A 25,907-nucleotide genomic window follows, 5' to 3' on the forward strand; every position below is an offset into this window, starting at 1 on the left:
TCAAACCAATGGAGCGTCAGATGACGACAGAGCGCGCAGTTTTGGCCGGGGGCTGCTTTTGGGGCATGCAGGATCTGATCCGCAAGCAGCCGGGCGTGATCTCCACCCGCGTCGGCTACACCGGCGGGCATGTGAAGAACGCCACCTATCGCAATCACGAAGGCCATGCCGAAGCGATCGAGATCATCTTCGATCCCGCCAGGACCAGCTTCCGCACGATGCTGGAGTTCTTCTTCCAGATCCACGATCCGACCACGCTCAACCGTCAGGGCAATGATCTCGGCACGAGCTACCGGTCGGCGATCTTCTACACGAGTGACCAGCAGAAGCGGATCGCTGAAGACACCATTGCCGACGTCGAGGCGTCCGGCCTGTGGCCCGGCAAGGTGGTGACCGAGGTCGCGCCCGCTCGCGAGTTCTGGGAGGCCGAGCCGGAGCATCAGGATTATCTCGAACGTTATCCTGACGGCTACACCTGCCACTTCATCCGGCCCGACTGGAAGCTGCCGCGGCGCGCGGCTGCCGCTCAGGGCCTATGATAGTGAGCGTTGGAGAAACCGAACTCTCCACGACGTCATGGCCGGGCTTGTCCCGGCCATCCACGCCTTGCCACGTCGCACAAAGAACGTGGATGCCCGGGACAAGCCCGGGCATGACGACCAACTTGTGAACGTGCACCCTCGGCTGCTGCTGGGGGCGAGGCGGCGCCGTCAGTTCCGGAGTTGCGCCGTCAACTCGCGTGCGGTGCGCATGTCGGCGATCTCGGCGCCCTCCGTGAACGATCCCAGGACATTCTTCAGATCGGCCAGTGCGTCCGCACTCCGGCCGGCCCCCATCCTGAGCCGCGCGAGGCTGATCGCGCAGCGCAGCTCCCAGAAGCGCGCGCCCTGCTGGACGGCAATCTCCATGGCCTCGCGAAAGCGTGCCTCGGCGTCCGCTGAATGCCGCGCGCTCCTGAGCATCAACTCTCCCTTGATGCGCATCAACTCAGGCAGATACCAGAGCTCCTGCCGGTCGTTGCAACGGGTCAGGACGTCGTCGATGACGTCGAGGCCGCGATCGACCTGGTCGGCTTCGCCAAAGCACGCCGCAAGCTCGCCAAGCAGTGGAAGAAAGCGCGGCAGGAAGCGTGCATCGCCGGCGCGGTTGAGTTCTTCGCGCAGCAGCGGCAGGCCGATCGCGATGTCGCCGCGCTTGGCGACGACTGCCGCATTGAAGGCTCTTGCCCACAGGCCCCACAGCCGGATCGCGTGCCGATCGGTGTGCTCGAGCAGCTCGGTGCCGTGGCGCTCCGCGGCGTCGAGATCGCCGGCCCAGAAGGCGATGGGGCAGGCGGCCTGGCCCAGCACGCTGCAGAACGTCAGGGCGTGACCGTTGGCTCGGCCTTCCTCGATGTTTCTCGCCGCCAGCGCCAGCGCCTGGTCGGCGAGACCCTGCAGCCACAGGATACGGGCCCGGAAATACTGCGTCGAGATCCTGAGATCGAGCGGGAAGATCTTGGGCTTCTCCGCCAGAAAGTGCAGCGATGCATTGACCCGGTCGATGCGCTGCCGCGCCTCGTTCTGGTCGCCGAGATAGTGCAGCGCTACAGCCATCAGCCGGTCGCCCAGCATGACGTCGGTCTTGTCGGGAGAGTTCGCCGCCGCGCTCGCAAAACGATCGGCGAACGCGCGGGCCCTGCCGAACTGTCCGTTGTTGAACTGGTCGATGCACAGGCCCCAGAGCGCGCGCAGCCGGAAATCCTTGTCGTCGAGCCTGTCCGCCAGCTCGAGAGTCGTCTCCAGGATCGGGCGCGCCTCGCGCGCGCGACCCTCGCCATACATCAGCGACCAGCCGAGTGCCGACAGCAGCTGCATGCGGATGCGGTCGTTGTCCGCGCCGTCTCCGAGCGCCGCCAGTGCCGTTCTGCTGCGTTCTCGGCATTCGGCGAACAGCGAAAGCCGCACCCAGAGGGTGATCGCGGCCGCCGTCAGCGCGATGCCGAGCCCTGCGTCGCCGTCGGGCGAGAAAGCCCAATCCAGCGCGGCGCGCACATTGTCCAGCTCCCCCGCATAGATGCTCAGCCATTCGGGCAGCGATGTCGATGTATCGGCCTCCGCATGCTCGAAGAATTCGCGAAAATGCTCGGCGTGGCGCCGCGCGAACGTCCGCGCTTCTCCGAGCTCGTTCAGCTTCCCGAGCGCGTAGGTGCGCGTGGTGTCGAGCAGGCGATAGCGCAGCGTCCGCGAACCGGATGGCGAGATCAGCGATTTGGTGACCAGGCTGTCGATCGCCTCCAACGTCTCCGAGGTGCTGAGGCCCTCGCCCGATGCGACCGCGGCGGCCGCCTCCGGCGCGAACGGCCCGGCGAACACCGACAGTCGCCGCAAGGTGGCGCTTTCCGCCGGCGGCAGGAGGTCGTAGCTCCAGTCGAGCGCAGCGGCGAGCGTCTGGTGCCGCGGCACGGCCGTGCGCCGCCCCCGCCATTGCAGCGAAAAGCGGCTGTCGAGCAGGGAGGCCGTTCCGGCGATGCCGTATGCGTTGACACGGCCCGCCGCGAGCTCGATCGCCAGCGCAATACCGTCGAGGCGCCGGCAGATGCTCGCCACCAGCGGCGCTTCTTCAGCGCTGAGCTGGAACGGACCCGAGCTCTGCGCGATGCGCTCGACGAAGAGCTGAGCGGCGGGATAGGCGAGGACCTCGGCGACCTCGAGACCCCCACGCTCCGGCGGACAATCCAGCGGGAACAGACGAAAGATCCGTTCGCCTTCGCTCCGGAACGACTCGCGGCTGGTTGCGAGAACGCGAAGCTGCGGCGCTTCGCGAACGATACGCTCCACGAGCGGAGCCAGCGTATCCAGCACATGCTCGCAACTGTCGAAGATCAGCAGGGCGGGGCCGGTCTTCAGGAATGTCAGGAGGGCCGGCGTCGGGTCCTCCGAGCTCACGGTCAGTCCGAGGACCGAGGCGACGGTGGTCGTGACATGGCTGGCGTCCCGCAGCGGACCGAAGTCGACGAAGAAGACGCGTCCGCCGAAATCTGCCGAGCGGCGATGCCCGACCGTGACGGCGACGGCGGTCTTGCCGATGCCGCCCGGGCCGACCACCGTCATGAAGCGATGCAGGGTCAATCCGTTCGAAATCTTCTCGATGACCTCCTCTCGCCCGATCATCTTTGCAAGCTGAGCAGGCAGGGAGCGAGGAGGGGAGATCTCGGCTGCGACTGAGGAGACCGGCGGAGCTGCTTGAACGAACGGCGCGACAAAGCAATAGCCGCGGCCGGGCACGTTGAGGACATAACGCGTCGACTTGCCGGTATCGCCGAGCGCCTTGCGCAGTGCTGCGACATGGAAGCGCAGACTGCCCTCGTCGACATTCACGTCGGCCCAGATGCGCTTGACCAGCTCCCTCTTGTCGATGACTTCACCGGGGCGCTCGGCAAGCAAGATCAGAATATCAAGCGCGCGGCCGCCGATATGAAGCGCCGCCCCGTCCTTCTCCAGGAGCCGCGACTTTGGAAACAGCCGAAATGGCCCAAAAGAAATGTGCGAGTCGTGATTACTATGGGTTTCCACGTGCCATTGCCCCCTCCACGGGAGTCAAAAGGTATTCGGTTGTGATCTAGCAGAACGACGCGTCCAGTAAACTGGCCGAAAGCCGCATGGCAGACAGACCGGCGCAGATGGCTCGGGCTTTTCCGCCAACCAAAATAGTGCCTGCGAAATAAGGGTTTAGGCTGGCATGCCAAGATGCTGGTCCTGGACCCGCGCGTGCATGGGACCATTGTGGCCGATGGCAATCCCGCCCCTCCCATCCGTAATTCGGCACAGGGCCGCTCACGCATCGACGCGCGACATCTGGCGCTGCTCCGCCGTGACGATCCGCGCCGACAGCGTGACGAGGCCCATCAATCCGGCCAGCAGCCAGAACGCCATGGGTAATCCGCCAAGACGTGCGACGAAGCCGACGCCGGCGGGGCCGATCAGGACCCCCGCGTATCCCGCAGTCGTGATCGCCGCGACCGCAAGCCCGGTAGGCATCACCGTTTGCTGCGCGGCCCGCCGGAACAGCACCGGCACGAGGTTTGACGCACCGAGCCCGATCAGCAGGAATCCGCCGAGGGCGACCGCCGCGACAGGCGCTGTCAGCAGGACCACAAAGCCCGCGATCGCGATGAGGCTGCCCCAGAGCAAGGTCGTGCGGTCCCCGATGCGCGCAACGACCGCGTCGCCGCCGAGCCGGCCTATCGTCATGGCGATCGAGAACACGATGTAGCCGGCTCCGCCCTGCGCCTCGGTGACGAGTCCCGCGCCAATCACGAGGAGCGCGCCCCAATCGAGCATTGCGCCTTCGACGAGGAAGGTGATGGCGCCGAGCAGCGCAAGCAGCAGCACCGACCCGTGCGGCAGCACGAACAACGGGCCGTCCTGCACCTGCACTGAGCGAAGCAGGCGCGGCCAGGTCGCAAACATCGCGAGCAGCATCAGGACGGAGCAGATCAATGTGCAGGCCAGCGCGCCGAGTTGCAACGAGAGCAGCACTGTCATCAGCGCGGATCCGGCGAAGCCGCCGATGCTGAACAAGGCGTGGAAGCCGGACATCAGCGGGCGTCCCGCGGCGCGCTCCACCTCCACGGCGTGGATGTTCATGGCGACGTCGATCGAGCCGAGCGCGGCGCCGAACGCAAAGAGCGCCAGCGCCAGAGACATGGGCGAGCTTGCGATCGCGAGCAGCGGCAGGACCAGCGCGAGCATGAACCCGCTTGCGACGATGATCGGTCTGCTGCCATAGCGCGCACTGAGAACGCCGGTCAGCAGCATCGCTACGACCGAGCCGATGCCGAGGCTGAGCAGGAGCAGCCCGAGGACCCCGTCGTCGACGCCGAGCCGCGCCTTCGCGAAGGGCACCAGCGGCGCCCAGCACGCGATGCCGAAGCCTGCGACGAAGAAGGCAAGTCTGGTCGCAAGGCGGGTCGCCGGCCGATCGGCTGAAGACATGAGAACTCCGGGGGAAGCAGGGGCGGGACGGAGGACAAACCCGAGAAATGCCGCGGCTTTATGGCCGAGGCGCGCTCGGTTCGTCGTGGCCGACGCGTGGTGGGCATGCTCTCGTGGCCCGGGTGAGCGAAGCGACACCCGGGAATTCACGCGCAAAGATTCCGGATGTCGCTTCGCTCATCCGGGCCAAGCACCTTGCTGTGTCGCCCCTCTGTCAATCCGCCCGCACGAAAATATTCCGCTTTACCGAAATTCGGAAATGGCGTATGTGTCGCCCATCCCGGCTCATTCTTGAGAGGCGATCGTGAGGTCGTCATTGTCGCGAGCCGGGCTTGCGGTGGACGCGGCAGCGTCGTGCACGAGAGGTGAAGGGCAGGGCGGATTGCTCTCCGTGAGCCCGAAACGCGTGCGGACGAGCGGCGCTGTCAGGTTCGTCGTGCCAGCATTTCGGCGGCAAAGTGCACAACGCCGTCGAACTCTGTGGCGCCAACGAACCGCGCGTACGGCAAACCGTGTGGTCCTGACCGTCGTTGCTACGGTCAAGCTCTTGCGGAGGCGGCAGTCGCGTCAACCGGCGCGGCGCCGGTGAATTTCGCAAGGACGAGGGAGGCCAGAACGAACTCGGCTCCCGGGAGAGCACGGCATAAGCCGTCCGACCATCGCGCAGGGAAGGCCGTGTGTTGGGCTTCACCTGTATGCTGCTGTGCGGTTTCTGCGTGTGCTCTATGCGCAGCAGACCGCGGGTGCGAGCCGGCACCCGGCCTTCCCTGCGCCCTCTCTTGGCTCAAGAGGGTGGAACGACGAAGCAAAGCTCGGGCGAATTCGGCCGCGAGAACGCGAAGGCATGTCTGCAGCCCCACACTCGGCGTCATCGCCCGCGTAGGCGGGCGATCCAGTACTCCGAGACGATCGTGAATCCCACCGCGGAGAGAGACTCTGGATTGCTTCGCTGCGCTCGCAATGACGACTTGGAGAGAGCGGGCGCTACACTTCGCTCTCGTGGCCCGCTGCAGAGCCGGGGTCCATCTATCCGCAATTGCCGTGTTGCCTGGGTCCCGGCTCCGCGCCGCAATGCTTCACGCATTGCAGCTTGTCCGGGATACGAGCGCTTGTGCCGCGCGATCGACTGCCGCAGGTCGGCAGCCACGTCTCGCTCTAGCCGCCGAGGATCCGCCGGCAGGCGTCGACGAACACCTCTGCGCCGGTGACGATATCGGCGTCGGCGGTGTTCTCGGTCCAGTGATGGCTGATGCCGCCGATCGAAGGCACGAACAGCATGCCCGCGGGCATGACGGTCGCGAGCATCTGCGCGTCATGCCCGGCGCCGCTCGGCATGCGGAGGGACCGGCCGCCGGCCAGGGCCCTGCTCGCGGCCTCGATCGCGTCCTGGAAGCCGGAATTCATCATGGCGGGCGCACCAGTGCGCAATTTCTCGACGGTGACGGTGCAGGGACCGTTCGAACTGGCCTCCTCCGCCATGATCCGCAGCAATTGCTCCAGCCGCGCGATCACGGCCGGATCATCGTCGCGGATCTGGAACAGCATCTCTGCGCCACCCGGAATGATGCTCGGCGCACCCGGATCGAGCGTGATGCGCCCGGTGGTCCAGACCGTGCGCGGGCCGCAGGCAGACGGAAAGCGGTCGTCGATCGCGACGCAGAATTTTGCCAGCGCGAGGCCGGCATCCTTCCGCGCTGCCATGCGCGTGGTGCCGGCGTGGTTCTGCTCGCCGGTAAAATTGATCTGGTACTGCCAGATGCCGACGATGGAGGTCACGACGCCGATCGCGAGGCCGCCGCTTTCGAGCGTATCGCCCTGCTCGATATGCGCCTCCAGATAGCCAACGTGCCGCCCCGGCTCGACGGTGATGCGCGGGCGTCCGGCGAGACCCATGTCGGCAAGCGCATCGCGCATGGTGCGGCCGCTGGTGCGGTCGCGCGCAGCGTCGACGTCGGCCTCTGTCACCTGTCCGACATAGGAGCGCGAGCCGAGGAAATGGCCGAAATGTCCCTCCTCGTCGCACCAGGCGGCGACTTCGACCGCGCCGTTGAGCGATGGATCGGTATTGAGCACGCGCGCCGCCTCGAGCGCGTAGACGACGCCGAGCGGGCCATCGAGCCAGCCGGCGTAGTTCTGGCTTTCCAGGTGGGAGCCCGCCAGCAGCTTCGGCCCGGGCTTCGTGCTGGTGCCGAACACATTGCCGATGCCGTCGATCGTCGCGGAGAGGTTGGCCTCGGGCAGCTTCTGAACGAGCCACTCCAGCGAAAGCTTGTGCGGCTCCGAAAAGGTCGGCTTGTGCACGCCGGTCTTGTAGGCGCCCATGGCGCGGAGCGCATGGAGGTCGGCGAGGACGCGATTTCCGTCGGCGCGCGGCTGGGTGTCAGGCATGTTCGGCAACTTTCAGCGCCTCGGTGCGGATCTCCTCGACCAGCCGCTCCTTGAGCTGGACGAATTCCGGCGTGGTCTTGATCTTGTAGGAGCGTGGATGCGGCAGGTCCACATGGATCTCGGCCTTGATGCGGCCGGGACGCGCGCTCATGACGATGACGCGGCTGCCGAGGAAGATCGCTTCCTCGATGTCGTGGGTCACGAACAGCACCGTCTTCTGGTCGCGCTCCCAGATCCCGAGCAGCATTTCTTGCATCAGGGCGCGGGTCTGGTTGTCCAATGCGCCGAAGGGCTCGTCGAGCAAGAGGATCTTCGGATCATTGGCGAGCGCCCGTGCGATTGCCGTGCGCTGCTGCATGCCGCCGGAGAGCTGCTTTGGCCAATGGTTCTCGAAGCCCGACAATCCGACCTGGCGGATGAAGGCATCGGCGATCTTGTTCCGCTCGTCCTGCGCCACGCCGCGCTCGCGCAGGCCGAAGGCAATGTTCTCGCGCACCGTGAGCCACGGGAACAGCGTGTAGGACTGGAACACCATGCCGCGATCGGCGCCCGGGCCGGTCACCTCGCGCCCGTCGAGCGTGACGCGTCCGCTGGTCGGGCGGTCGAGGCCGGCGACGATGCGCAGCAGCGTGGACTTGCCGCAACCGGAGGGACCGAGGATGGTGACGAAGTCGTTGTTGCCGATGACGAGGTCGGTCGGTTCCAGCGCCCTGGTCGGTGCGTTGCCGTGGCGAGCGGGGAAGGTGCGCGAGACCTGTTCGACCTTGAGGATCGTCATGCGAGCCTCCACGGAAACAGCCAGGCGTTGAACGCCTTGAACAGGAAGTCCGAGATCAGGCCGATCAGTCCGATCACGATGATGCCGAAGATGATCTGGCCGGTATTGAGCAGCGCCTGGCTGTCGGTGATCATGTGACCGATGCCGGAGGACGAGCCGATCAACTCGGCGACGATGACGTAGGTCCAGGCCCAGCCAAGCACCAGCCGCAGGATCTCGGCGATCTCGGGTGCCGAGGAAGGCAGCAGCACCCGGCGGATGATGCCGCGGTCGCCGGCGCCCAGCGTATAGGCGGCTTCGACCAGATCGCGCCGCGTGGCGCCGACGGTCACCGCGACCATCAGGATGACCTGGAATACCGAGCCGATGAAGATCACGAGCAGCTTCTGCAATTCGCCGATGCCCGCCCACAGGATCAGGAGCGGAATGAAGGCGGAGGCAGGCAGATAGCGTGCGAAGGAGACGAATGGTTCGAGGAACGCCTCGACTGGCTTGTAGGCGCCCATCAAGACGCCGAGCGGCACCGCGATGATCGCCGCGAGCGCAAAGCCGCCAACGACGCGCCAGATCGTCATGCCGATGTCGAACGCGAATCCCTGCTTGGTCAGCAGGTCGAAGCCTTCCTGCACCATGGTCAGCGGGTTGGCGAGAAAGGTCTTCGACACGTGGCCGCCGAACGTCGCCCAGGACCAGAGGGCGACGAACAGCACGAAGAACGCGAGGCCGTAGGCCACGCGCTGCCTCGATGTAACAGGGTCCAGGGGGCGCATCAAACTGTCTATCCGAATAGTCGATCACGGGCCGGCTCCGCCTCGTGGCGGAACCGGCGGCTTGCAGCAGCTTACTTGATGAAGCTCGCGTCGAAGAGGTCCTCGACCTTCGGCGCGGCCTTGATGATGCCGATCTCGAGCAGGAGGTCGGCGGCCTCCTTGTTGAAGGTCAGGAAGTCGCCGGCGAAGAATTTCTGGTTCGCGGCCTTGTCCTGCCAGCGCAGATATTTCGCCGAGTTGCCGAACTGCTCGCCGGTCTGCTTCACGTCGGCGCCCATGATCTCGTAGGCCTTGGCTTGGTCCTTGGCGATCATCTCGAGGGCCTCGAAATAGCTGTCGGCGAGCGCCTTGGCGGCCTTGGGATTCTCCGTCAGGAACTTCGGCGTGCAGCCGAAAGTGTCCATGACCATCGGGTAGTCGAGCGTGGTTGCGATAATCTTGCCCTTGTCTGGCGCGGCACGCACCGTCGACAGATATGGCTCATAGGTCATTGCGGCATCGTTCTGGCCGGAGACGAAGGCCTGCGCTGCCGCGGCCGGCTCGAGGTTCACGACGGTGACGTCCTTCACCGAAAGCCCGTTCTTCTTGAGCATCCAGGCCAGCGCGAAATAGGGCGAGGTGCCGGGTGCGGACGCGGCGACGGTCTTGCCCTTCAGGTCCTTGATCGCGGCGACGTCGTTGCGCACCACCATGCCGTCGGCGCCATAGCTCTTGTCGAGCTGAAAGATCTGCTTGGTCGCAACACCATTGGCGTTCCAGGAGATCCAGGTCTCGACCGTGGTCGCCGCGCACTGGATGTCGCCGGAGGCGATCGCGAGATGGCGGTCCTTCTGCGGGATCTTCTTGATGGTGACGTCGAGGCCGTTCTTCTTGAAGATGCCCGCCTCCTTCGCCAATGTCAGCGGCGCGAAGCCGGTCCATCCGGAGATGCCGACGCCGACCTTGACGTCGTCGGCGAGCGCGGGAGTGGCGGCCGCGAGAGCAATGATTGTCGCAAATAGCTTTGAACTACGCATGATTGTCGTCCTCTTGCCGATCGATGGATTGACGTCCTGTTGATCACTGTCGGCCCATCTGGACCGTTGCCCGAAGCGTTGCACGATTTGTGCCGACATGTTCTCTCAGCCTCCCTTGAATCGGGCGACAAGGCGGTGAGAGTCACCGGGATAGAGCAGGCGTACCGCGGTGATGGTGCGCGCGCTCCGCCAGGTGTAGCGGTCGATCACGAGGCAGGGCGCGCCGACGGCAATGTCGAGTGCCTCCGCGGTGCGATCGTCCGCAACGATGGCACTGATCGTGTGCTCGGCTTCGGTCCATGGGACATGGTGAAGCAGCCACGAGCCGGGGGGCTCGCGCGAGAAGTCCGCGGTCGCGGCATCCGGCACGGACGACAGGTCGATCAGCCTGTCCTCGGCGGCGAAGGGCACGTTGTCGGCGCTATGGCGGCAGGTGATCGCGATCACCTTGCCTGCCTTCTTGACGCCGAGGCGATCGCGGTCGGCAGCGGTCGCCGCGCGCAGCTTGCGGCCGATCAGCTCGTAGCCGTAAGTCCGGCCGAGGGCCGTGATCTCGGCGCGAATGTCGGCGATCTTGAGCACCGCCGATTGATGCTGCGGCCGGCGCACGAACGAGCCGGCACGCCGCCGCCGCTCGATCAGATCGGCTTGCGCCAGCTCCGACAGCGCCTTGTTCACGGTCATGCGCGAGCAGCCGTAGCGGGCCACGAGTTCGTGCTCGAACGGAATGCGATGGCCCGGCGGCCACTCGCCGGTCAGGATGCGCTGCTCGATGTCGGCACGGATGCGCTTATAGAGGGTCGGCTTGTCGGCATCGGTGACGAGGCTCATGCGACGAGCTCCCGCACCGAAGCGGTGAAACGGTCGCGCGCGGCTTGGCGCAATCTGTGGCGCCCGCCTTCGACGACCTTGTGGCCGCCGGCCCAGACGCAATCGATGGCGCCGCCGCCCGCCGCGAAGATCCAGCCGTCGATCGCCGCGTCGCCGGTGCGGCCTGCCAGCGAAGGATGCGCCGTATCGAGCGTGACGATGTCTGCACGCGCGCCCGGTGCAAGGCCGAATGTCGCCTGCGCCAACGCTTGCGCGCCGCCCGCAAGCGCATGGTCGAACAATGTGCGGCCGGTGGAACGTCCCGCGCCGCTGGAGAGCACGTTGCGCTCGCGATGCTTCAGCCGCTGGCCATATTCGAGCTGGCGCAGTTCGTCAGCAACGCCGACCAGCACGTTGGAATCGGTGCCGACGCCGAAGGCGCCACCGGCCGCGAGAAATTCGCGCGCTGGAAAGACGCCGTCGCCGAGGCTTGCTTCCGTGATGGGACAGAGGCCGGCCACCGCACCGGTCCTGGCGAAAGCCTCGACCTCCGCGTCCTTCATGTGCGTGGCGTGGATAAGGCACCAGCGCCGATCCACCGGCGCGTGCTCCAGCAACCACTGCACCGGACGCAGTCTCGACCAGGCCAGGCAATCCGCGACCTCCTTCACCTGCTCGGCGGCGTGGATATGCACCGGCCCGCCCTCGGCAAGCGGGATGATCAATTCGAGTTCGTCAGGCGTCACCGCGCGCAAACTGTGCGGCGCGATGCCGATATTGGCACCGGGCAATGCGCCGATCGCCTTGCGCGAAGCAGCCATCAATGCGGCGAACCGATCGACTGAGCAGATGAAGCGGCGCTGCCCGGCATGGGGTGCTGCACCCCCAAATGATCCATGCGCATAGAAACTCGGCAGCAAGGTCAGTGCAATGCCGGAAGCTTCGGCAGCCTGTGCAATGCGCGCGGCCATCTCACCGAGGTCGGCGTAGGGCGAGCCGTCGCGGTCGTGATGCAGATAATGGAATTCACCGACACGGGTAAAACCCTGCTCGAGCATCTCGACATAGAGCAGCGTCGCAACTGCCGCAACGTCGTCCGGCGTCATGGCGAGCGCAAAGCGATACATCGTCTCGCGCCAGGTCCAGAAGGTATCGGTGCTGTCGCCGCGCTGCTCCGCAAGTCCGGCCATGCCGCGCTGGAAGGCGTGGCTGTGCAGGCTCGCCAATCCCGGAAGCGCGATCTGGTGGCGCTCGTCGCCGGCGGCAGGCTGCACGCCCGCCGTCACCTCCGCGATCGCGCCGGCGGCGATGACCACCTGCACGTCATTGGCCCAGCCCGAAGGCAGGAGCGCGGAAGCGAAATGCAGTCGGGTCATGGTTACACGCCGGCTGGACAGAACGGCGTTACGATTATATGTCTAGACATATAAGTCAAGCATCCGACGCCGAATGGATACCCGCATGGCAGAACGCTTCGACCGGATCTGGCACAATGCCCGCCTCGCCACGCTGCGAGGTGACGGCCCCGATCTCGGCGAGGTCGAACGCGGCATCATCGCCGCCCGCGGTGGCAGGATCGTCTATGCTGGTGCGCAGGCCGATTTTTCGGTGGACGCCGATGCGGCCGAACGGATCGACTGCGACGGGCGGTGGATCACGCCGGGGTTCGTCGATTGTCACACCCATCTGGTCTATGGCGGGGATCGCGCGCATGAATTCGAGCTACGCCTGAAGGGCGCGAGCTACGAGGAAATTGCGCGCGCGGGCGGCGGCATCGTTTCGACCGTGGCAGCGACGCGCAAGGCAAGCGAGGCCGAGCTCGTCGCAAGCGCGTTGCCTCGGCTCGATGCCTTGATCGCCGAAGGTGCAACCACGATCGAGATCAAATCCGGCTATGGTCTCGATACCGAAACGGAGCTGCGGCAGCTCGCGGCCGCGCGCAGCCTTGGTCGCGAGAGGCCAGTCGCGATCCGCACCTCCTTCCTCGGCGCGCATGCGCTGCCGGTTGAAGCCGACGGTGACAAGGACCGTTACATCGATCTCGTCTGCAAGGAGATGTTGCCGGCGGTTGCAAAGACAGGCCTCGCCGATGCCGTTGACGCCTTCATGGAGGGCATTGCGTTCTCGGCTGCGCAAACCGCACGGGTGTTCGAGACGGCGAGGGAACTCGGCCTGCCGGTCAAGCTGCATGCCGATCAGCTCTCGAACCTCGGCGGCGCTACGCTTGCCGCGAAATTCTCGGCGCTCTCGGCCGATCATTTGGAGCACACCGACGAGGCCGGCGCCGCCGCAATGGCGAAGGCCGGGACGGTAGCGGTGCTGCTGCCCGGCGCCTTCTACTTCATTCGCGAGACTCAAAAGCCGCCGGTCGAGGCGTTCCGCACGCACGGGGTTGCCATGGCGCTCGCGACCGACTGCAATCCCGGCAGTTCGCCACTGACCTCGCTTCTGCTCACGATGAATATGGGCGCGACGCTGTTCCGTATGAATGTGGCCGAATGCATCGCGGGCGTCACCCGTGAGGGTGCACGTGCGCTCGGTATCCTCAGCGAAGCCGGCACGCTGGAGGCCGGCAAATGGTGCGATCTCGCGATCTGGGACATCGAGCGGCCCGCCGAACTGGTCTACCGCATCGGCTTCAATCCGCTGCACCGCCGGGTGTGGAGGGGACAATGACGAACGAGGGCGCAGTGATCGTCGTCACGCCGGGAACGGTCAGCCTCGATGACCTCGCGTGCGTGCTCGATGGTGCGCCCGTCGTGCTCGATCCCTCGTTCTGGCCGCGCATCGAAGCGGCGGCGGAGATCGTGGCAAGAGCTGCGCGCGCGGATGTCCCCGCCTACGGCATCAACACCGGATTCGGGAAGCTGGCGTCGAAGCGTATTCCGCCCGATCAGACCACGCTGCTCCAGCGCAACCTGATCGTTTCACATTGCTGCGGCGTCGGCGCGGCGACGCCAGAGCCAATCGTCCGCCTGATGATGGCGCTGAAGATCATCTCGCTCGGCCGTGGCGCTTCCGGCGTGCGCCGCGAGTTGATCGAGCAGCTGCAGGACATGCTGGCGCGGGGGGTCCATCCGCTGGTGCCACAGCAGGGCTCCGTGGGTGCCTCCGGCGATCTCGCGCCGCTCGCGCATATGACCGCGGTGATGATCGGTGAAGGGCAGGCGATCCTTGACGGGAAAACCGTGTCCGGCGCTGAAGCGCTGGCAGCTGCCGGCCTTGCGCCGCTGACGCTCGGCCCCAAGGAGGGGTTGGCGCTGATCAACGGCACGCAATTTTCGACCGCATACGCCATATCGGGCGTGCTGCGTGCATTCCGCCTGGCGCGGGCCGCCCTCGTCACCGGCGCATTGTCGGTGGACGCGGCGATGGCCTCGACCGCGCCGTTCCGGCCCGAGATCCAGGCGTTGCGTGGCCATGCCGGGCAGATCGCCGCGGCGGCGACGCTGACGGCGCTGCTCGATGGCAGCGACATCCGACTCTCGCATCTCGAAGGCGACGAGCGTGTGCAGGATCCCTATTGCCTGCGCTGCCAGCCACAGGTCGCGGGCGCCGCGCTCGACCTGATCACGCAGGCCGCGCGCACGCTGATCGTCGAGGCCAATGCCGTCACCGACAATCCGCTGGTGCTGGTCGAAACCGGGGAGATCGTCTCCGGCGGTAATTTCCATGCCGAGCCGGTCGCCTTCGCTGCCGACGCTATCGCGCTGGCTCTGTCGGAGATCGGCGCGATCAGCGAGCGGCGCATTGCGACATTGGTCGATCCCGCGCTGAATTTCGGCCTGCCGCCGTTCCTCACGCCCGATCCCGGCATCAATTCCGGCTTCATGATCGCCGAGGTGACGGCGGCCGCGCTCTATGCCGAGAACAAGCAGCGCGCGCTCGCCTGCTCGATCGATTCGACGCCGACCAGCGCCAACCAGGAAGATCACGTCTCGATGGCGGCGCACGCCGCGCGGCGGCTGTCCGACATGGCCGACAATCTTGCCGCCATTCTCGGCATCGAGCTCCTCGTCGCCGCGCAAGGCATCGCGCTGCGCGCGCCGCATGCGACCAGCAGGCCGCTTGCTGCCGTCATCGCCGCCTTGCGCGAGCAGGTGCCGGCACTCGGTGCCGACCGCTATATGGCCGGCGATCTCGCCAAGGCGGCTGCGTTGATCGAGGCCGACATGCTGACGGGCGTCGCGACGGCCGCGCTTTCATCCGATCCATTTCCGAGACTTAGCTGAAGAGGTCCGCATGAACCGCCGACTGGACAATGACCGCACCATCCGCGCGCCTCGCGGCAGCGACATCAGCGCCAGGAGTTGGTTGACGGAAGCGCCCTTGCGCATGCTGATGAACAATCTCGATCCCGATGTCGCGGAACGCCCGAGCGAGCTCGTCGTCTATGGCGGCATCGGCCGCGCCGCGCGTGACTGGGAGAGCTTTGACCGGATCGTTGCGGCCTTGCGCAACCTCGAAGCCGACCAGACGCTGCTGGTTCAGTCCGGCAAGCCGGTCGGCGTGTTCCGGACCCACGCCGACGCCCCACGGGTGCTGATCGCGAACTCCAACATCGTGCCGCATTGGGCAACGCTCGACCATTTCAACGAGCTCGATCGCAAGGGCCTGATGATGTACGGCCAGATGACGGCGGGCTCCTGGATCTATATCGGCAGCCAGGGCATCGTGCAGGGCACCTACGAGACCTTTGTCGAGGTCGGTCGGCGCCATTATGGCGGCAGCCTTGCCGGCAAATGGATTCTCACCGCCGGCCTTGGCGGCATGGGCGGCGCGCAGCCGCTGGCCGCGACCATGGCCGGCGCCTCGATGCTCGCGGTCGAATGCCAGCCCAGCCGCATCGAGATGCGCCTGCGCACCGGCTATCTCGATCGCCAGGCCGCAACGCTCGACGAGGCGCTCGCGATCATGGCAGAGTCCGCGCAGACGAAGAAGGCGGTCTCGGTCGGCCTGCTCGGCAATGCCGCCGAAATATTCCCGGAACTGGTTCGCCGTGGTGTCAAGCCCGACATCGTCACCGACCAGACCAGCGCGCATGATCCGATCAACGGCTACTTGCCGAAGGGCTGGACGCTGGCCGATTGGGAGGCGAAACGCGCTTCCGATCCGAAGGCAGTCGAGCGCGCGTCGAAAACGTCGATGGTCGACCATGTCCAGGCCATGTTGGATTTCCACGCGCAGGGCATTCCGACGCTCGACTACGGCAACAACATCCGCCAGATGGCGCAGGACATGGGCCTGAAGAATGCCTTCGATTTCCCCGGCTTCGTCCCTGCCTATATCCGCCCCTTGTTCTGCCGCGGCATCGGACCGTTCCGCTGGGCTGCGCTCTCGGGCGATCCCGAGGATATCTTCAAGACCGATGCCAAGGTCAAAGAGTTGATGCCCGACGACAGGCATCTGCACAATTGGCTTGACATGGCGAAGGCGCGCATCAAGTTTCAGGGCCTGCCGGCGCGGATCTGCTGGGTCGGCCTCGGTGATCGCCATCGCCTCGGCCTCGCCTTCAACGAGATGGTGGCGCGGGGCGAACTGAAAGCCCCCATCGTGATCGGCCGTGATCATCTCGACAGCGGTTCGGTCGCCAGCCCCAACCGCGAGACCGAGGCGATGAAGGACGGCTCGGACGCCGTGTCCGACTGGCCCCTGCTCAATGCGCTGCTCAATTGCGCCAGCGGTGCGACCTGGGTGTCGCTGCATCATGGTGGGGGCGTTGGCATCGGCTATTCCCAGCACGCCGGCATGGTGATTGTCGCGGACGGCACGTCGGAAGCCGCCAGGCGCATCGAGCGCGTGCTCTGGAACGACCCGGCCAGCGGCGTCATGCGCCATGCCGACGCGGGCTATGAGACGGCGATCGACTGCGCGCACGCCAACGGTCTCGATCTGCCGAGTTTGGCAAAGTAGGCGAAGTCAGGCGCCGAGCCGGGACGTACTGCTGACCAGTTTTGGCATCGTCGTCTTCGCGCCGTCCATGAAGGTCTGGACGGCGTCGCGGACGATGGCGCCGAGATCGGGTGGGATCGGCGTTGCGTAAATGAACTTGCGGATCGCGAGATAGAAGATGCGGCCGTGCAGACCCCAAAACAGCTCGGTTTCGCGTTCACTCAGCGCGTGAGCTTTTGCATCGGGCAACTTCAGCTCATGACGCAGCTCGGCGGCCGCGGGCTCGATGATCTCGCGCCTGACGATGTCGAGATAGCGGCTGGTGATGCCGAACGACTTCATGCCGGAGAACACGAAGATCCTCACCCAATTGTACTCGAACACGCGCTCGACATAGTCGAGATAGAAGCGGGTGAGCCGCGCCTCCAGTGGCAAGGCCCGGTCGCGGATCATCGGTCCCCAATCGGGCGACCAGCGGCTGAGATAGACGTCCTGGTAGACCCGCTCGATCAGCGCCTCCTTGCTGGGGAAGTGGCGGTAGATCGCCGAATGCGTGATGCCCATGCGCTTGGCGAGCTCACGGGTCTGGCCCTCGAAGCCGCGCTCCGCAAAGAACCGGATCGCCTCGTCCACGATCGCGCGCTCCCGATCCGCCGCGCGCATGTTGCGGCGCTTTGGCGCGGACTTGCCTGTCTCGGTCCGTTTTCGGACCAGTCGCTTCGCCGTTTTCTGCGCTTTTCGGGCCATTTCGTTGCTGAATCGTACGTCTTGGTGCCTTCATAGCCCAAGGCGCATTTGTGACCAAATGGTCATTTCCTGTTGACCGCCTCCCGGCGGCGTGTCAGGATTTTGAGACCAGATGGTTACAAATCTGGCATCCCGGCTGATGAGCCGATGGATTTCGGGGAAACGGCAGTGAAGGCGAGCGCTTTCAGCTATTTTCGTGCTGCGACGATCGACCAGGCGCTGGACGCTCATGCGCGCGCCGGGGACGATGCGCGTTTCATCGCCGGCGGCCAGAGCCTCGTGCCGGCGCTGTCGCTGCGGCTCCAGGCGCCGCGGCTGTTGATCGACATCACGCACATTGCCGAGCTGCGCGGCGTCAGACGCGAGGGCGCCTGTTTGCGCATCGGCGCGCTGACGCGCCACTGCGAGATGCTGAGCGAGCCGCTGATCGCGGAGTTTGCGCCGCTGCTGCATGCCGCGGCACCCTTCGTCGCCCATCCCGCGATCCGCAACCGCGGCACGTTCGGCGGCAGCGTCGCGCTGGCCGACCCGGCCTCCGAATTTCCCGCGATGACCTTGGCTCTGGATGCCGAGATCGAGATCGCCGGTGCCTCGGGCAGGCGCCGCGTGAAGGCCGATGAGTTCTTCTTCGACTTGTTCGAGACGGCATTGCAGCCCGGCGAACTGATCACGGCCATCTACGTTCCGCTGTTCAAGGCCGATCAGCGCTTTGCATTCGACGAACTGGCGCGGCGGCGCGGGGATTATGCGCTGGTCGGTTGCGGCATGCTCGCGACTTTCACGAGTGATCGGATCGACGACATCCGCATCTCCTTCTTCTCCGTCGGCAATAGGCCGATGCGGGCGAAAGCCGCTGAGGCGGCTTTGATCGGCTTCGGCCTCGATGCGGAACATATCGCTGCCGCGCAGGCCGCGCTCGAGGATGATCTCGCGCCGCCCGAGAACGACGAGGTGCCGCCTGCGATGCGCCTGCATCTCGCCCGCGTGTTGCTTGGCCGCCTGCTTGGACGTCTCGGTGAGGGCGCATGAGAGGCTTTGACGAAACCCTGCTGGACGAGGCCGACGAGACTGTGCGGGTCCGCTTCGTCGTCAACGGCCGCAAGGTCGCCTGCGAGGTTGCTCCCCGCGAGACATTGGTTGACTGCCTGCGCGACAAGCTCGAGCTGACGGGCACGCATGCCGGTTGCGAGATGGGCGCCTGCGGCGCCTGCCTGGTACAGATCGACGGCCGCGCCGTGCACTCCTGCCTGATGTTCGCGGTGCAGGCCGACGGCGCCAGGATCGATACGATCGAGGGGCTCACCGAGAGCGGGGCGATCGCCGACCTCCAGGCCGAATTTCATCGCCGCAACGCGCTGCAATGCGGCTTCTGCACGCCGGGCATGCTGGTCAACGCCTGCGAGCTGCTCTCGCAGGTGGCACGACCAAGTCGCGAGCAGATCCGCGACGCGCTCTCGGGCAATTATTGCCGCTGCACCGGCTATGAAGCCATCGTCGATGCCATCGACGCTGTCGCCAAGGCACGCAGCGCCGGAGGCGCGAGATGACCGCGCCGCTGACCTCGCTCGACCGCCCGAACTCCTACATCGGCCGCTCCCTGCCGCGGCCGAATGCCAAGCGCCTGCTCGCCGGACGCGGACGCTATGTCAGCGACCTCCGTCTGCCGCGCATGCTCCATGCTGCCTTCCTGCGCAGTCCGCATGCCCACGCCAAGATCGTCTCGATCAAGACCGATGAGGCGCGCGCGCTGGAAGGCGTGCATCTCGTCGCGACGGGGGCGGATCTCGCAACAATCTGCACGCCCTGGACGGGCACGCTCGATCATTTCAAGGGCATGACCTCCGCGCCGCAATTGCCGCTGCCGCTGGATCGCGTGGTCTGGGCCGGACAGGCAGTGGTCGCCGTCGTCGCTGAGAACCGTGCGACCGCCGAGGATGCGCTGGAGCTGATTGAGGTCGACTACGAGGACCTTCCCATTGTCGTCGACATCGACGGCGCGCGTGAGGCCGACAGCCCGCTGGTGAATCCCGGAAGCGTGAGCAATGTGTGCTTCCGCAGCCAGCTCGACAGCGGTGCCGTTGATGACGCCTTCGCGCACGCAGCCCATGTGGTGGAGGAGGAATTTTCCTTCGGCCGCCATACCGCGGTAACGCTGGAGCCTCGTGCCATCGTTGCGGACTACGATCCCGCCGCCGGGATGCTCACAGTGCATCACGGCACCCAGACGCCCTACCAGTTCCAGGACCTCTATTCGCGCCACTATGGCATCCCGGAAGCCCGTGTTCGCGTGATCGCGACCGACATCGGCGGCTCCTTCGGCATGAAGCTGCATGTCTATCACGAGGACATGGCGGTGGTCGGCCTCTCGATCCTGCTCGGCCGTCCCGTGAAGTACGTCGCCGACCGTATTGAATCGTTCGTCTCCGACATCCACGCCCGCGACCACCGCGTGCGGGCCCGCATGGCGCTGGATGCCAAGGGCGAGATTCTCGCAATGGACGTGCTGGATCTGACCGCGATCGGCGCATTCTCGACCTATCCACGCACCAGCGTGGTCGAGGGCAACCAGGTGGTCCGCCTGATCGGCGCGCCCTACCGCTTCAGGAATTACCGCGCCACGCTGGAGGTGATCTTCCAGAACAAGGTGCAGACCAGCCAATATCGTGCCGTCGGCCATCCCATCGCCTGCGCCGTCACCGAGCGGATGGTCGACATGGCGGCGGCGAAGCTCGGCCTCGATCCTTTCGCCATCCGCGCGCAGAACGTGATTGCCGATGACGCCTATCCGCAGACCTCGCCGACCGGCTACCGCTTCGAGGCGCTGTCTCATGAGGCGTGCCTCAAGCGCCTGCAGGAGATGATGGGCTATGACGGCTTGCGTGCCGAGCAGGCGGAGTTGCGCAAGCGCGGCATCTATCGCGGCATCGGCATTGCCACCTTTGTCGAGATCACCAACCCCAGCCCGGCATTCTATGGCGTCGGCGGCGCGCGCATCTCCTCGCAGGACGGGGCGATCGTCAGCCTGACGCCGTCGGGCGAGGTGCGCTGCCTGATCTCGGTCACCGAGCAAGGACAGGGTACCGAGGCGATCATCAGCCAGATCGTGGCCGATCAGCTCGGCCTTGCGCAGGAGCACGTCAAGGTCATCACCGGCGATACCGAGGTAACACCGCATGGCGGCGCCACCTGGGCCTGCCGCGGCGCCGGCATCGGCGGCGAGACCGCGCTCCAGGCCGCGCGCGCACTCAAGCGCAACATTCTGGAGATTGCCGCGCTCATCCTTCAGGAGCAGCCGTCGGCCCTCGACATCATCGATGGCGATGTCGTGGACGCAGGCACGCGGAACCGGCGCCTGCCGATCTCGGAGATCGCGCGCATTGTCTATTTCCGCTCCGATACGCTGCCGCCGGGCACGCAGGCGCAGCTCACCGTCAGCCATCATTTCGCCCCGCAGGGCTATCCCTTCGCCTTCACCAACGGCATTCAGGGCTGCTCGCTGGAGGTCGATGTCGACACCGGTTTCATCAAGCTCCTGAAGCATTTCATCGTCGAGGATTGCGGCCGTGTCATCAACCCGATGCTGGTGGACGAGCAGCTTCGCGGCGGCATCGTGCAGGGGCTGGGCGCGGCGCTGTTCGAGGAGTGCCGCTACAGCGAGACCGGACAGCTCGTGAACGGTTCGCTCGCCGACTACCTCGTCCCGATGCCGATGGAGATGCCCGACATCGCCATCGCCCATGTCGATACGCCGACCGCCGACACCGAGCTCGGTGCCAAGGGGGTTGGGGAGGCCGGCACCGCGGCGGCGTCCGCCTGCGTGCTCAACGCGGTCAATGATGCGCTCGTGCCGTTCGGCGCCGCCGTCAATTCGATTCCGATCACGCCTGCAAGAGTCCTGAAAGCCCTGAAGCGTTTCTAGAAAAAGACAGTTGGAGGAAATCATGCCAAAATCCGGTTCGACCCCGAAGATAACCCGCCGCACCGCGCTCGCCGGCCTCTCGGCCAGCGCGGCCCTGCTCGCTATGCCGCGGCTCGGCCACGCCGCCGACGAGACGATCCGCATCGGCTTCCCGACGCCGCTGACCGGGCCGTTCGCCGCTGAAGCGCGCGATCAGGTCAAATGCGCCGAGCTTGCGGTAAAGCTCGTCAATGACAAGGGTGGCATTGCCGGCCGCAAGGTCGAGCTGCTGGTCCGTGACGACAAGCTCAACGCCGGCGAGGCCGCGACCCGCACGCTCGAGCTGATCGAGAAGGACAAAGTTCATGCCGTGGTCGGCGCGCTCTCCAGCGCGGTGCAGCTGGCGGTCAACGAGGTCACCCGCGCTCGCGGCGTGATCTACGTCTCGATCAGCCAGTCCGACACCATCAATGAGGCCAAGGACTTCAGCAAATACACCTTCCACGAGGCGCTGAACCCGCACATGACGACCGCGGCCGTTGCGCGACAGACGCTGAAGAAGGGTATGAAGGTCGCTCATCTCGCCGCCGACTATGCCTACGGTCACGAGATGCTGCGCGGCTTCAAGCGCGCGCAGACCGCGATCGGTGCGGACAATGTCGGCGAGATCCTGCATCCGTTCGGCGCCGCCGACTATTCCACCTTCATGCCGCGCCTGATGTCGATGCGACCCGACGTGCTCTGTATCTCGAATTTCGGTCGCGACCAGGCCAATGCGATCAAGCAGGCCGTGGACTTCGGCGTCAAGCAGCAGATGAAGATCGTCGTGCCCGTCATCCTGCACAATCAGCGCCTCGCCGTCGGCCCCGACGTGTTCGAGGGCGTGGTCGGCGGTGCCAATTACTATTGGGGGCTGGAGACGCAGAGCAAGTCGGCGTCCGCATTCAACGCAGCGTTCAAGGCCGCCAACAGCGGGGCGATTCCGACCGATTATGGCGCCTACGGGTATTCCGGGGTCGGATCGTTGCTGGCTGCCATGCAGGCCGCCGGCGGCACCGATACGGACAAGGTCATCGATGCCCTGGAGAAGCTGCAATACGATCTGACCAAGGGTCCGCAACATTACCGCAAATGCGACCATCAGTCGGTTCAGTCGGTGCTGGTGCTGGAGTCCAAGAAGAAGTCGGCCATGGCAAACGAGAACGATCTGTTCGCGATCCTGGCCAACGATGCGGGGGCCGACGACATGCTGCGCAGCTGCAGCGAGCTCGGCCACGCGACCTGAAGCCCTGTCACGATGGACCTGTCGCTGATCATCATGCAGCTTCTCTCCGGGATCGCCCTTGGGGCGGTCCTGGTGATCACTGCGCTTGGGCTGACGATCGTGTTCGGCATGCTCGGGGTGGTGAACTTCGCCCACGGCGCGCTGTTCATGATCGGAGCCTATGCGGGGCTGTATCTGGCATCACTCACCGGAAGTTTCTGGTGGGGGCTGCTGCTCGCACCCATCTTGATCGGCGTATTCGGCATGCTGATCGAGTTCGTTCTGATCCGGAGACTGTATGGACGCTCGATCGACGATCCGCTGCTGCTGACGTTCGGCCTCAGCTACATCCTGGTCGAGGGGGTGCGCATCGTGTTCGGCAGCGACGGCATTCCTTTTCCGACGCCGCCGCAGCTGGTCGGCGTGCTCGATCTCGGCATCGGTTTCTTCCCGCGCTACCGCCTGTTCGTCATCGTGCTGGTGGCGGTGGTGCTGCTGGTGCTCTGGCTGACGCTGGAGAAGACCCGCGTCGGCCTGATCGTGCGCGCCGGCGCGCGCGATCCGACCATCATGCAGGTTCTCGGTGTCGATATTGGGCGGGTCTGGCTCGCGATCTTCGGGCTCGGCGTTGGGCTTGCCGCGCTCGGCGGCGTGCTCGCCGGGCCCATGCGGAGCGTCAATCCGGAGATGGGCTCGCTGGTTCTGGCGGAAGCCTTCGTGGTGACCGTGATCGGCGGGCTCGGCTCGATCGTTGGCGCAGTCGTTGCCGGCCTCATGGTCGGCATATCCATCAGCATGGTGGCGCTGTTCGCGCCGGAGATGGCGACCATCGTCATGTTCGCACTGATGGCGGTGGTGTTGCTGATCCGCCCGCAAGGCCTGTTCGGTGTGAGAGGGAGGACGGCGTGACGCTACCTTCGAGCGGCGAAGCGGTCGCCAAACCTGCCTCCAGCGGGCTCGGCTGGCTCCTCGACCAGCGCGTGCTCCTCTCGATTGCCGTGCTTGCCTTGCTGCCCTGGTTGCTGCCGTCGAAGGCGCTGGCCGTCAACGTCCTGATCTACGGCGTCGTGGTGATGGGCTACAATCTGCTGTTCGGCTACACCGGGCTGCTGTCGTTCGGCCAGGCTGCGTTCTTTGGTGCAGGCGCCTATTTCACCGGCATCGCGATCGGACGCTACGGCATACCTTGGTTCGCCGCCGTACCGATCGCCGTACTCCTCAGCACCTGCCTCGCCGCCGCAATCGGCATCGTTTCGACGCGCACCCGCGGCATCTACTTCTCCATGGTGACGCTCGCCTTGGCGCAACTCGTCTACTACGTCGCGCTCCAGGCGGCCTCCTTCACCGGCGGCGAGAACGGGCTGCGCGGCTTCACGGTCGACCGCATCAGTCTGTTCGGCCTTCAGGTCAACTTCCTCGATCCCGTCAACAAGTATTACGTGCTGATGGCCTTCGCGGCGTTGGCGATGTGGTTCCAGTCGCGCATCCTGAACTCGCCTTTCGGGGCCGTCATCGAGGCGATCCGCGAGAACGAGCAGCGGGCACGGGCCTGCGGCTATGACGTCGAACGCAGCAAGCTGGTCGTGTTCATGCTGTCGGGCGCGATCTCATCGCTCGGCGGCTGCATGCTGGCACTGCATCTGTCCATCGTGCCGCTGGACATCCTGCACTACCAGACCTCGGGCATGATCGTGATGATGGTGCTGCTCGGCGGCGCCCGGAGCTTCTTCGGGCCCTTCGTTGGTGCTGCCAGCTTCCTGATCCTGGAGGACGTGATCTCGCTCTGGACGCCGCATTGGCAGATCTTCGTCGGCGCGATCTTCGTATTGTTCGTGCTGTTCCTGCCCAAGGGCATCTGGGGTACGCTGCTCGATGCGCTCGGCGTCGGAAAGGCGCGGCGATGAGCGGCGAACTGCTTCGCGCCGAAGGCATCGGCAAACGCTTTGGCGGCTTCGTCGCGCTCGAAGACATCACCGTTTCGTTCACGGCAGGCCAGCTCACCTCGATCATCGGGCCGAATGGCGCCGGCAAGAGCACCTTCTTCAACATCCTCTCGGGCGCGCTGACGCCGAGCTCGGGCAAGCTGCACTTCAGGGGGCGTGAGCTGAACGGGCTGCCGCAGCACCGCTTCGTGCATCAGGGCATCTCGCGCTCCTACCAGATCACGAACATATTTCCCGATCTGTCCGTGCACGAGAACGTGCGCGTGGCTGCCCAGGCGCTGATCGTGAGCTACGACATCTGGCGCAACCGCGCCCGGCTCGCGGAACTGGATGCGCGCGCAGACGCCGCGCTCGACGCAGTCGGGCTGCTGGCCCGGCGGAACGAATTGGCGAAATTCCTGTCGCATGGCCAGCAGCGCGCACTGGAGATTGCGATTGCACTGGTTTCCGAACCCGAATTGCTGCTGCTGGACGAACCGACTGCCGGCATGGGGCCGGAAGAGACCAAGGACATGGTCGCTCTGCTCGAGCGCCTCGCCGAGAAGCGCACCGTGCTCCTGGTGGAGCACAAGATGAAGATGGTGCTGGGGCTCAGCAAGCGCGTGGTCGTGCTGCATCACGGCCGCCTGCTGGCGGACGGCGCGCCCGACGAGATCAGGAGCAATCCGGAGGTCCGCCGGGTCTATCTCGGACAGAGTGAAGGCTATGGTTGAGACCGCGCTGCTCGAAATCAACGATCTCCATGCCTGGTATGGCGCAAGCCATATCCTCCACGGCATCTCCCTGAACGTGAACCGGGGTGAGGTCGTGGCCCTCGTCGGCCGCAACGGTGCCGGCAAGACGACGACCTTGCGAGCGATGATGGGCCTGATGCCGAAGGCGGCGGGCCGCGTGCGCTTCGCAGGCAGGGAGCTGTTGCCGCTCCGCGCGCATCAGCGCTTCCACCTCGGCCTCGCTTACGTGCCCGAGGAGCGCCGCATCGTCCCCGGCCTGTCCGTGCGCGAGAATTTGCGGCTCGGTCTCGTCGCTGCCGGCGGCGATATCGAGGAGCGCACGGCGATCGACGAGATCGCCGAAACCTTCCCGCGCCTGAAGGAACGTCTTGATCAGGAGGGCGTGACCCTCTCGGGCGGAGAACAGCAGATGCTGGCGATTGCGCGCGCGCTGATCGCTAAGCCAAAAATGATCCTGCTCGACGAGCCCTCGGAGGGCATCATGCCGGTCCTCGTCGAGGAGATGGGCGTGCTGTTCCGCCGCCTGCGCGACGAGGGCAAGACGCTGCTGCTGGTGGAGCAGAACGTCGAATGGGCGCTGCGGCTGGCTGACCGCGCCGTCATTATTGATCAAGGCGAGGTCGTGCATCAAAGCAGCGCGGCGGCGCTGCTCGCGGACAAGGATATCCAGGAGCGCTATTGCGCGGTGTGA

The 25,907-nt window shown here is 65.6% G+C and carries 21 protein-coding genes; 12 read left to right on the forward strand and 9 right to left on the reverse strand.

The features are described 5' to 3' along the window. The first annotated feature begins 20 nt into the window (after positions 1–20). Positions 21–539, forward strand: a complete 519-nt coding sequence (msrA, locus tag XH96_RS12420) for a peptide-methionine (S)-S-oxide reductase MsrA (RefSeq protein WP_194392755.1) — start codon at positions 21–23, stop codon at positions 537–539. 171 nt (positions 540–710) lie between these two features. On the opposite strand, the gene XH96_RS12425 is transcribed toward msrA, so the two are convergent. From XH96_RS12425 to XH96_RS12460, 8 genes are all read right to left on the reverse strand, one after another. Then, positions 711–3,554, reverse strand: a complete 2,844-nt coding sequence (locus XH96_RS12425; RefSeq protein ID WP_194392756.1) for a winged helix-turn-helix domain-containing protein — start codon at positions 3,552–3,554, stop codon at positions 711–713. Positions 3,555–3,815: 261 nt separating this feature from the next. After that, a complete protein-coding gene (locus tag XH96_RS12430) occupies positions 3,816–4,976 on the reverse strand; it encodes an MFS transporter (RefSeq protein WP_194392757.1) in 1,161 nt (386 codons plus the stop codon). Between the two features lie 1,155 nt (positions 4,977–6,131). Then, positions 6,132–7,364 (reverse strand): Zn-dependent hydrolase, encoded by a 1,233-nt coding sequence (locus tag XH96_RS12435; RefSeq protein WP_194392758.1) that lies wholly within the window; start codon positions 7,362–7,364, stop codon positions 6,132–6,134. Further along, the gene (locus XH96_RS12440; protein WP_194392759.1) at positions 7,357–8,142 is read right to left on the reverse strand and encodes an ABC transporter ATP-binding protein; all 786 of its coding nucleotides are present in this window, start codon (positions 8,140–8,142) and stop codon (positions 7,357–7,359) included. The genes XH96_RS12435 and XH96_RS12440 overlap by 8 nt, the downstream gene beginning before the upstream one ends. Continuing rightward, positions 8,139–8,912: an ABC transporter permease gene (locus XH96_RS12445; RefSeq protein WP_194392760.1), complete on the reverse strand. Its 774-nt coding sequence runs from the start codon at positions 8,910–8,912 to the stop codon at positions 8,139–8,141. The genes XH96_RS12440 and XH96_RS12445 overlap by 4 nt, the downstream gene beginning before the upstream one ends. A gap of 71 nt (positions 8,913–8,983) precedes the next feature. Then, a complete protein-coding gene (locus XH96_RS12450) occupies positions 8,984–9,928 on the reverse strand; it encodes an ABC transporter substrate-binding protein (RefSeq protein WP_194392761.1) in 945 nt (314 codons plus the stop codon). A 105-nt stretch (positions 9,929–10,033) separates the two neighbouring features. Then, on the reverse strand, positions 10,034–10,759 hold the full coding sequence (gene hutC, locus XH96_RS12455) for a histidine utilization repressor (protein ID WP_194392762.1): 726 nt from the start codon (positions 10,757–10,759) through the stop codon (positions 10,034–10,036). Further along, positions 10,756–12,114: a formimidoylglutamate deiminase gene (locus tag XH96_RS12460; RefSeq protein ID WP_194392763.1), complete on the reverse strand. Its 1,359-nt coding sequence runs from the start codon at positions 12,112–12,114 to the stop codon at positions 10,756–10,758. The genes hutC and XH96_RS12460 overlap by 4 nt, the downstream gene beginning before the upstream one ends. A gap of 85 nt (positions 12,115–12,199) precedes the next feature. On the opposite strand from XH96_RS12460, the gene hutI reads away from it, so the two are divergent. The 3 genes from hutI to hutU are packed head-to-tail and all read left to right on the forward strand — an operon-like array spanning position 12,200 to position 16,651. Beyond that, positions 12,200–13,414 (forward strand): imidazolonepropionase, encoded by a 1,215-nt coding sequence (hutI, locus tag XH96_RS12465; protein WP_194392764.1) that lies wholly within the window; start codon positions 12,200–12,202, stop codon positions 13,412–13,414. Next, a complete protein-coding gene (gene hutH / locus XH96_RS12470; RefSeq protein WP_194392765.1) occupies positions 13,411–14,970 on the forward strand; it encodes a histidine ammonia-lyase in 1,560 nt (519 codons plus the stop codon). The genes hutI and hutH overlap by 4 nt, the downstream gene beginning before the upstream one ends. A gap of 10 nt (positions 14,971–14,980) precedes the next feature. After that, a complete protein-coding gene (gene hutU, locus XH96_RS12475; protein WP_194392766.1) occupies positions 14,981–16,651 on the forward strand; it encodes a urocanate hydratase in 1,671 nt (556 codons plus the stop codon). Between the two features lie 6 nt (positions 16,652–16,657). Here the strand turns inward: hutU and XH96_RS12480 are convergent, their stop codons facing one another. After that, a complete protein-coding gene (locus tag XH96_RS12480; protein WP_194392767.1) occupies positions 16,658–17,293 on the reverse strand; it encodes a TetR/AcrR family transcriptional regulator in 636 nt (211 codons plus the stop codon). A 252-nt stretch (positions 17,294–17,545) separates the two neighbouring features. Here XH96_RS12480 and XH96_RS12485 point away from each other — a divergent pair, with 252 nt between their 5' ends. The 8 genes from XH96_RS12485 to XH96_RS12520 are packed head-to-tail and all read left to right on the forward strand — an operon-like array spanning position 17,546 to position 25,907. Then, positions 17,546–18,406: a xanthine dehydrogenase family protein subunit M gene (locus XH96_RS12485; protein ID WP_194392768.1), complete on the forward strand. Its 861-nt coding sequence runs from the start codon at positions 17,546–17,548 to the stop codon at positions 18,404–18,406. After that, positions 18,403–18,924, forward strand: a complete 522-nt coding sequence (locus tag XH96_RS12490; protein ID WP_194392769.1) for a (2Fe-2S)-binding protein — start codon at positions 18,403–18,405, stop codon at positions 18,922–18,924. Before XH96_RS12485 ends, XH96_RS12490 begins: the two co-directional genes overlap by 4 nt. Next, positions 18,921–21,296 (forward strand): xanthine dehydrogenase family protein molybdopterin-binding subunit, encoded by a 2,376-nt coding sequence (locus XH96_RS12495; RefSeq protein ID WP_194392770.1) that lies wholly within the window; start codon positions 18,921–18,923, stop codon positions 21,294–21,296. The genes XH96_RS12490 and XH96_RS12495 overlap by 4 nt, the downstream gene beginning before the upstream one ends. A 22-nt stretch (positions 21,297–21,318) precedes the next feature. Continuing rightward, positions 21,319–22,560: an ABC transporter substrate-binding protein gene (locus tag XH96_RS12500; RefSeq protein WP_194392771.1), complete on the forward strand. Its 1,242-nt coding sequence runs from the start codon at positions 21,319–21,321 to the stop codon at positions 22,558–22,560. 12 nt (positions 22,561–22,572) lie between these two features. Beyond that, positions 22,573–23,448, forward strand: coding sequence for a branched-chain amino acid ABC transporter permease (locus tag XH96_RS12505; RefSeq protein WP_194392772.1), 876 nt, complete (start codon positions 22,573–22,575; stop codon positions 23,446–23,448). Continuing rightward, the gene (locus tag XH96_RS12510; RefSeq protein ID WP_194392773.1) at positions 23,445–24,443 is read left to right on the forward strand and encodes a branched-chain amino acid ABC transporter permease; all 999 of its coding nucleotides are present in this window, start codon (positions 23,445–23,447) and stop codon (positions 24,441–24,443) included. The genes XH96_RS12505 and XH96_RS12510 overlap by 4 nt, the downstream gene beginning before the upstream one ends. After that, a complete protein-coding gene (locus tag XH96_RS12515; RefSeq protein ID WP_194392774.1) occupies positions 24,440–25,195 on the forward strand; it encodes an ABC transporter ATP-binding protein in 756 nt (251 codons plus the stop codon). The genes XH96_RS12510 and XH96_RS12515 overlap by 4 nt, the downstream gene beginning before the upstream one ends. Further along, positions 25,188–25,907 (forward strand): ABC transporter ATP-binding protein, encoded by a 720-nt coding sequence (locus tag XH96_RS12520; protein ID WP_194392775.1) that lies wholly within the window; start codon positions 25,188–25,190, stop codon positions 25,905–25,907. The genes XH96_RS12515 and XH96_RS12520 overlap by 8 nt, the downstream gene beginning before the upstream one ends.

This window comes from Bradyrhizobium sp. CCBAU 51765 (assembly GCF_015291725.1).
GTDB lineage: Bacteria > Pseudomonadota > Alphaproteobacteria > Rhizobiales > Xanthobacteraceae > Bradyrhizobium > Bradyrhizobium liaoningense.

Excerpts from the sequence above, each read along its gene's own strand:
- msrA (WP_194392755.1), top strand. The coding sequence starts at position 21 with ATGACGACAGAGCGCGCAGTTTTGGCCGGGGGCTGCTTTTGGGGCATG.
- hutC (WP_194392762.1), bottom strand. The coding sequence starts at position 10,759 with ATGAGCCTCGTCACCGATGCCGACAAGCCGACCCTCTATAAGCGCATC.
- XH96_RS12500 (WP_194392771.1), top strand. The coding sequence starts at position 21,319 with ATGCCAAAATCCGGTTCGACCCCGAAGATAACCCGCCGCACCGCGCTC.
- XH96_RS12460 (WP_194392763.1), bottom strand. The coding sequence starts at position 12,114 with ATGACCCGACTGCATTTCGCTTCCGCGCTCCTGCCTTCGGGCTGGGCC.
- XH96_RS12435 (WP_194392758.1), bottom strand. The coding sequence starts at position 7,364 with ATGCCTGACACCCAGCCGCGCGCCGACGGAAATCGCGTCCTCGCCGAC.
- hutU (WP_194392766.1), top strand. The coding sequence starts at position 14,981 with ATGAACCGCCGACTGGACAATGACCGCACCATCCGCGCGCCTCGCGGC.
- hutH (WP_194392765.1), top strand. The coding sequence starts at position 13,411 with ATGACGAACGAGGGCGCAGTGATCGTCGTCACGCCGGGAACGGTCAGC.
- XH96_RS12480 (WP_194392767.1), bottom strand. The coding sequence starts at position 17,293 with ATGCGCGCGGCGGATCGGGAGCGCGCGATCGTGGACGAGGCGATCCGG.
- XH96_RS12495 (WP_194392770.1), top strand. The coding sequence starts at position 18,921 with ATGACCGCGCCGCTGACCTCGCTCGACCGCCCGAACTCCTACATCGGC.
- XH96_RS12505 (WP_194392772.1), top strand. The coding sequence starts at position 22,573 with ATGGACCTGTCGCTGATCATCATGCAGCTTCTCTCCGGGATCGCCCTT.
- hutI (WP_194392764.1), top strand. The coding sequence starts at position 12,200 with ATGGCAGAACGCTTCGACCGGATCTGGCACAATGCCCGCCTCGCCACG.
- XH96_RS12440 (WP_194392759.1), bottom strand. The coding sequence starts at position 8,142 with ATGACGATCCTCAAGGTCGAACAGGTCTCGCGCACCTTCCCCGCTCGC.
- XH96_RS12520 (WP_194392775.1), top strand. The coding sequence starts at position 25,188 with ATGGTTGAGACCGCGCTGCTCGAAATCAACGATCTCCATGCCTGGTAT.
- XH96_RS12430 (WP_194392757.1), bottom strand. The coding sequence starts at position 4,976 with ATGTCTTCAGCCGATCGGCCGGCGACCCGCCTTGCGACCAGACTTGCC.
- XH96_RS12490 (WP_194392769.1), top strand. The coding sequence starts at position 18,403 with ATGAGAGGCTTTGACGAAACCCTGCTGGACGAGGCCGACGAGACTGTG.
- XH96_RS12445 (WP_194392760.1), bottom strand. The coding sequence starts at position 8,912 with ATGCGCCCCCTGGACCCTGTTACATCGAGGCAGCGCGTGGCCTACGGC.
- XH96_RS12515 (WP_194392774.1), top strand. The coding sequence starts at position 24,440 with ATGAGCGGCGAACTGCTTCGCGCCGAAGGCATCGGCAAACGCTTTGGC.
- XH96_RS12450 (WP_194392761.1), bottom strand. The coding sequence starts at position 9,928 with ATGCGTAGTTCAAAGCTATTTGCGACAATCATTGCTCTCGCGGCCGCC.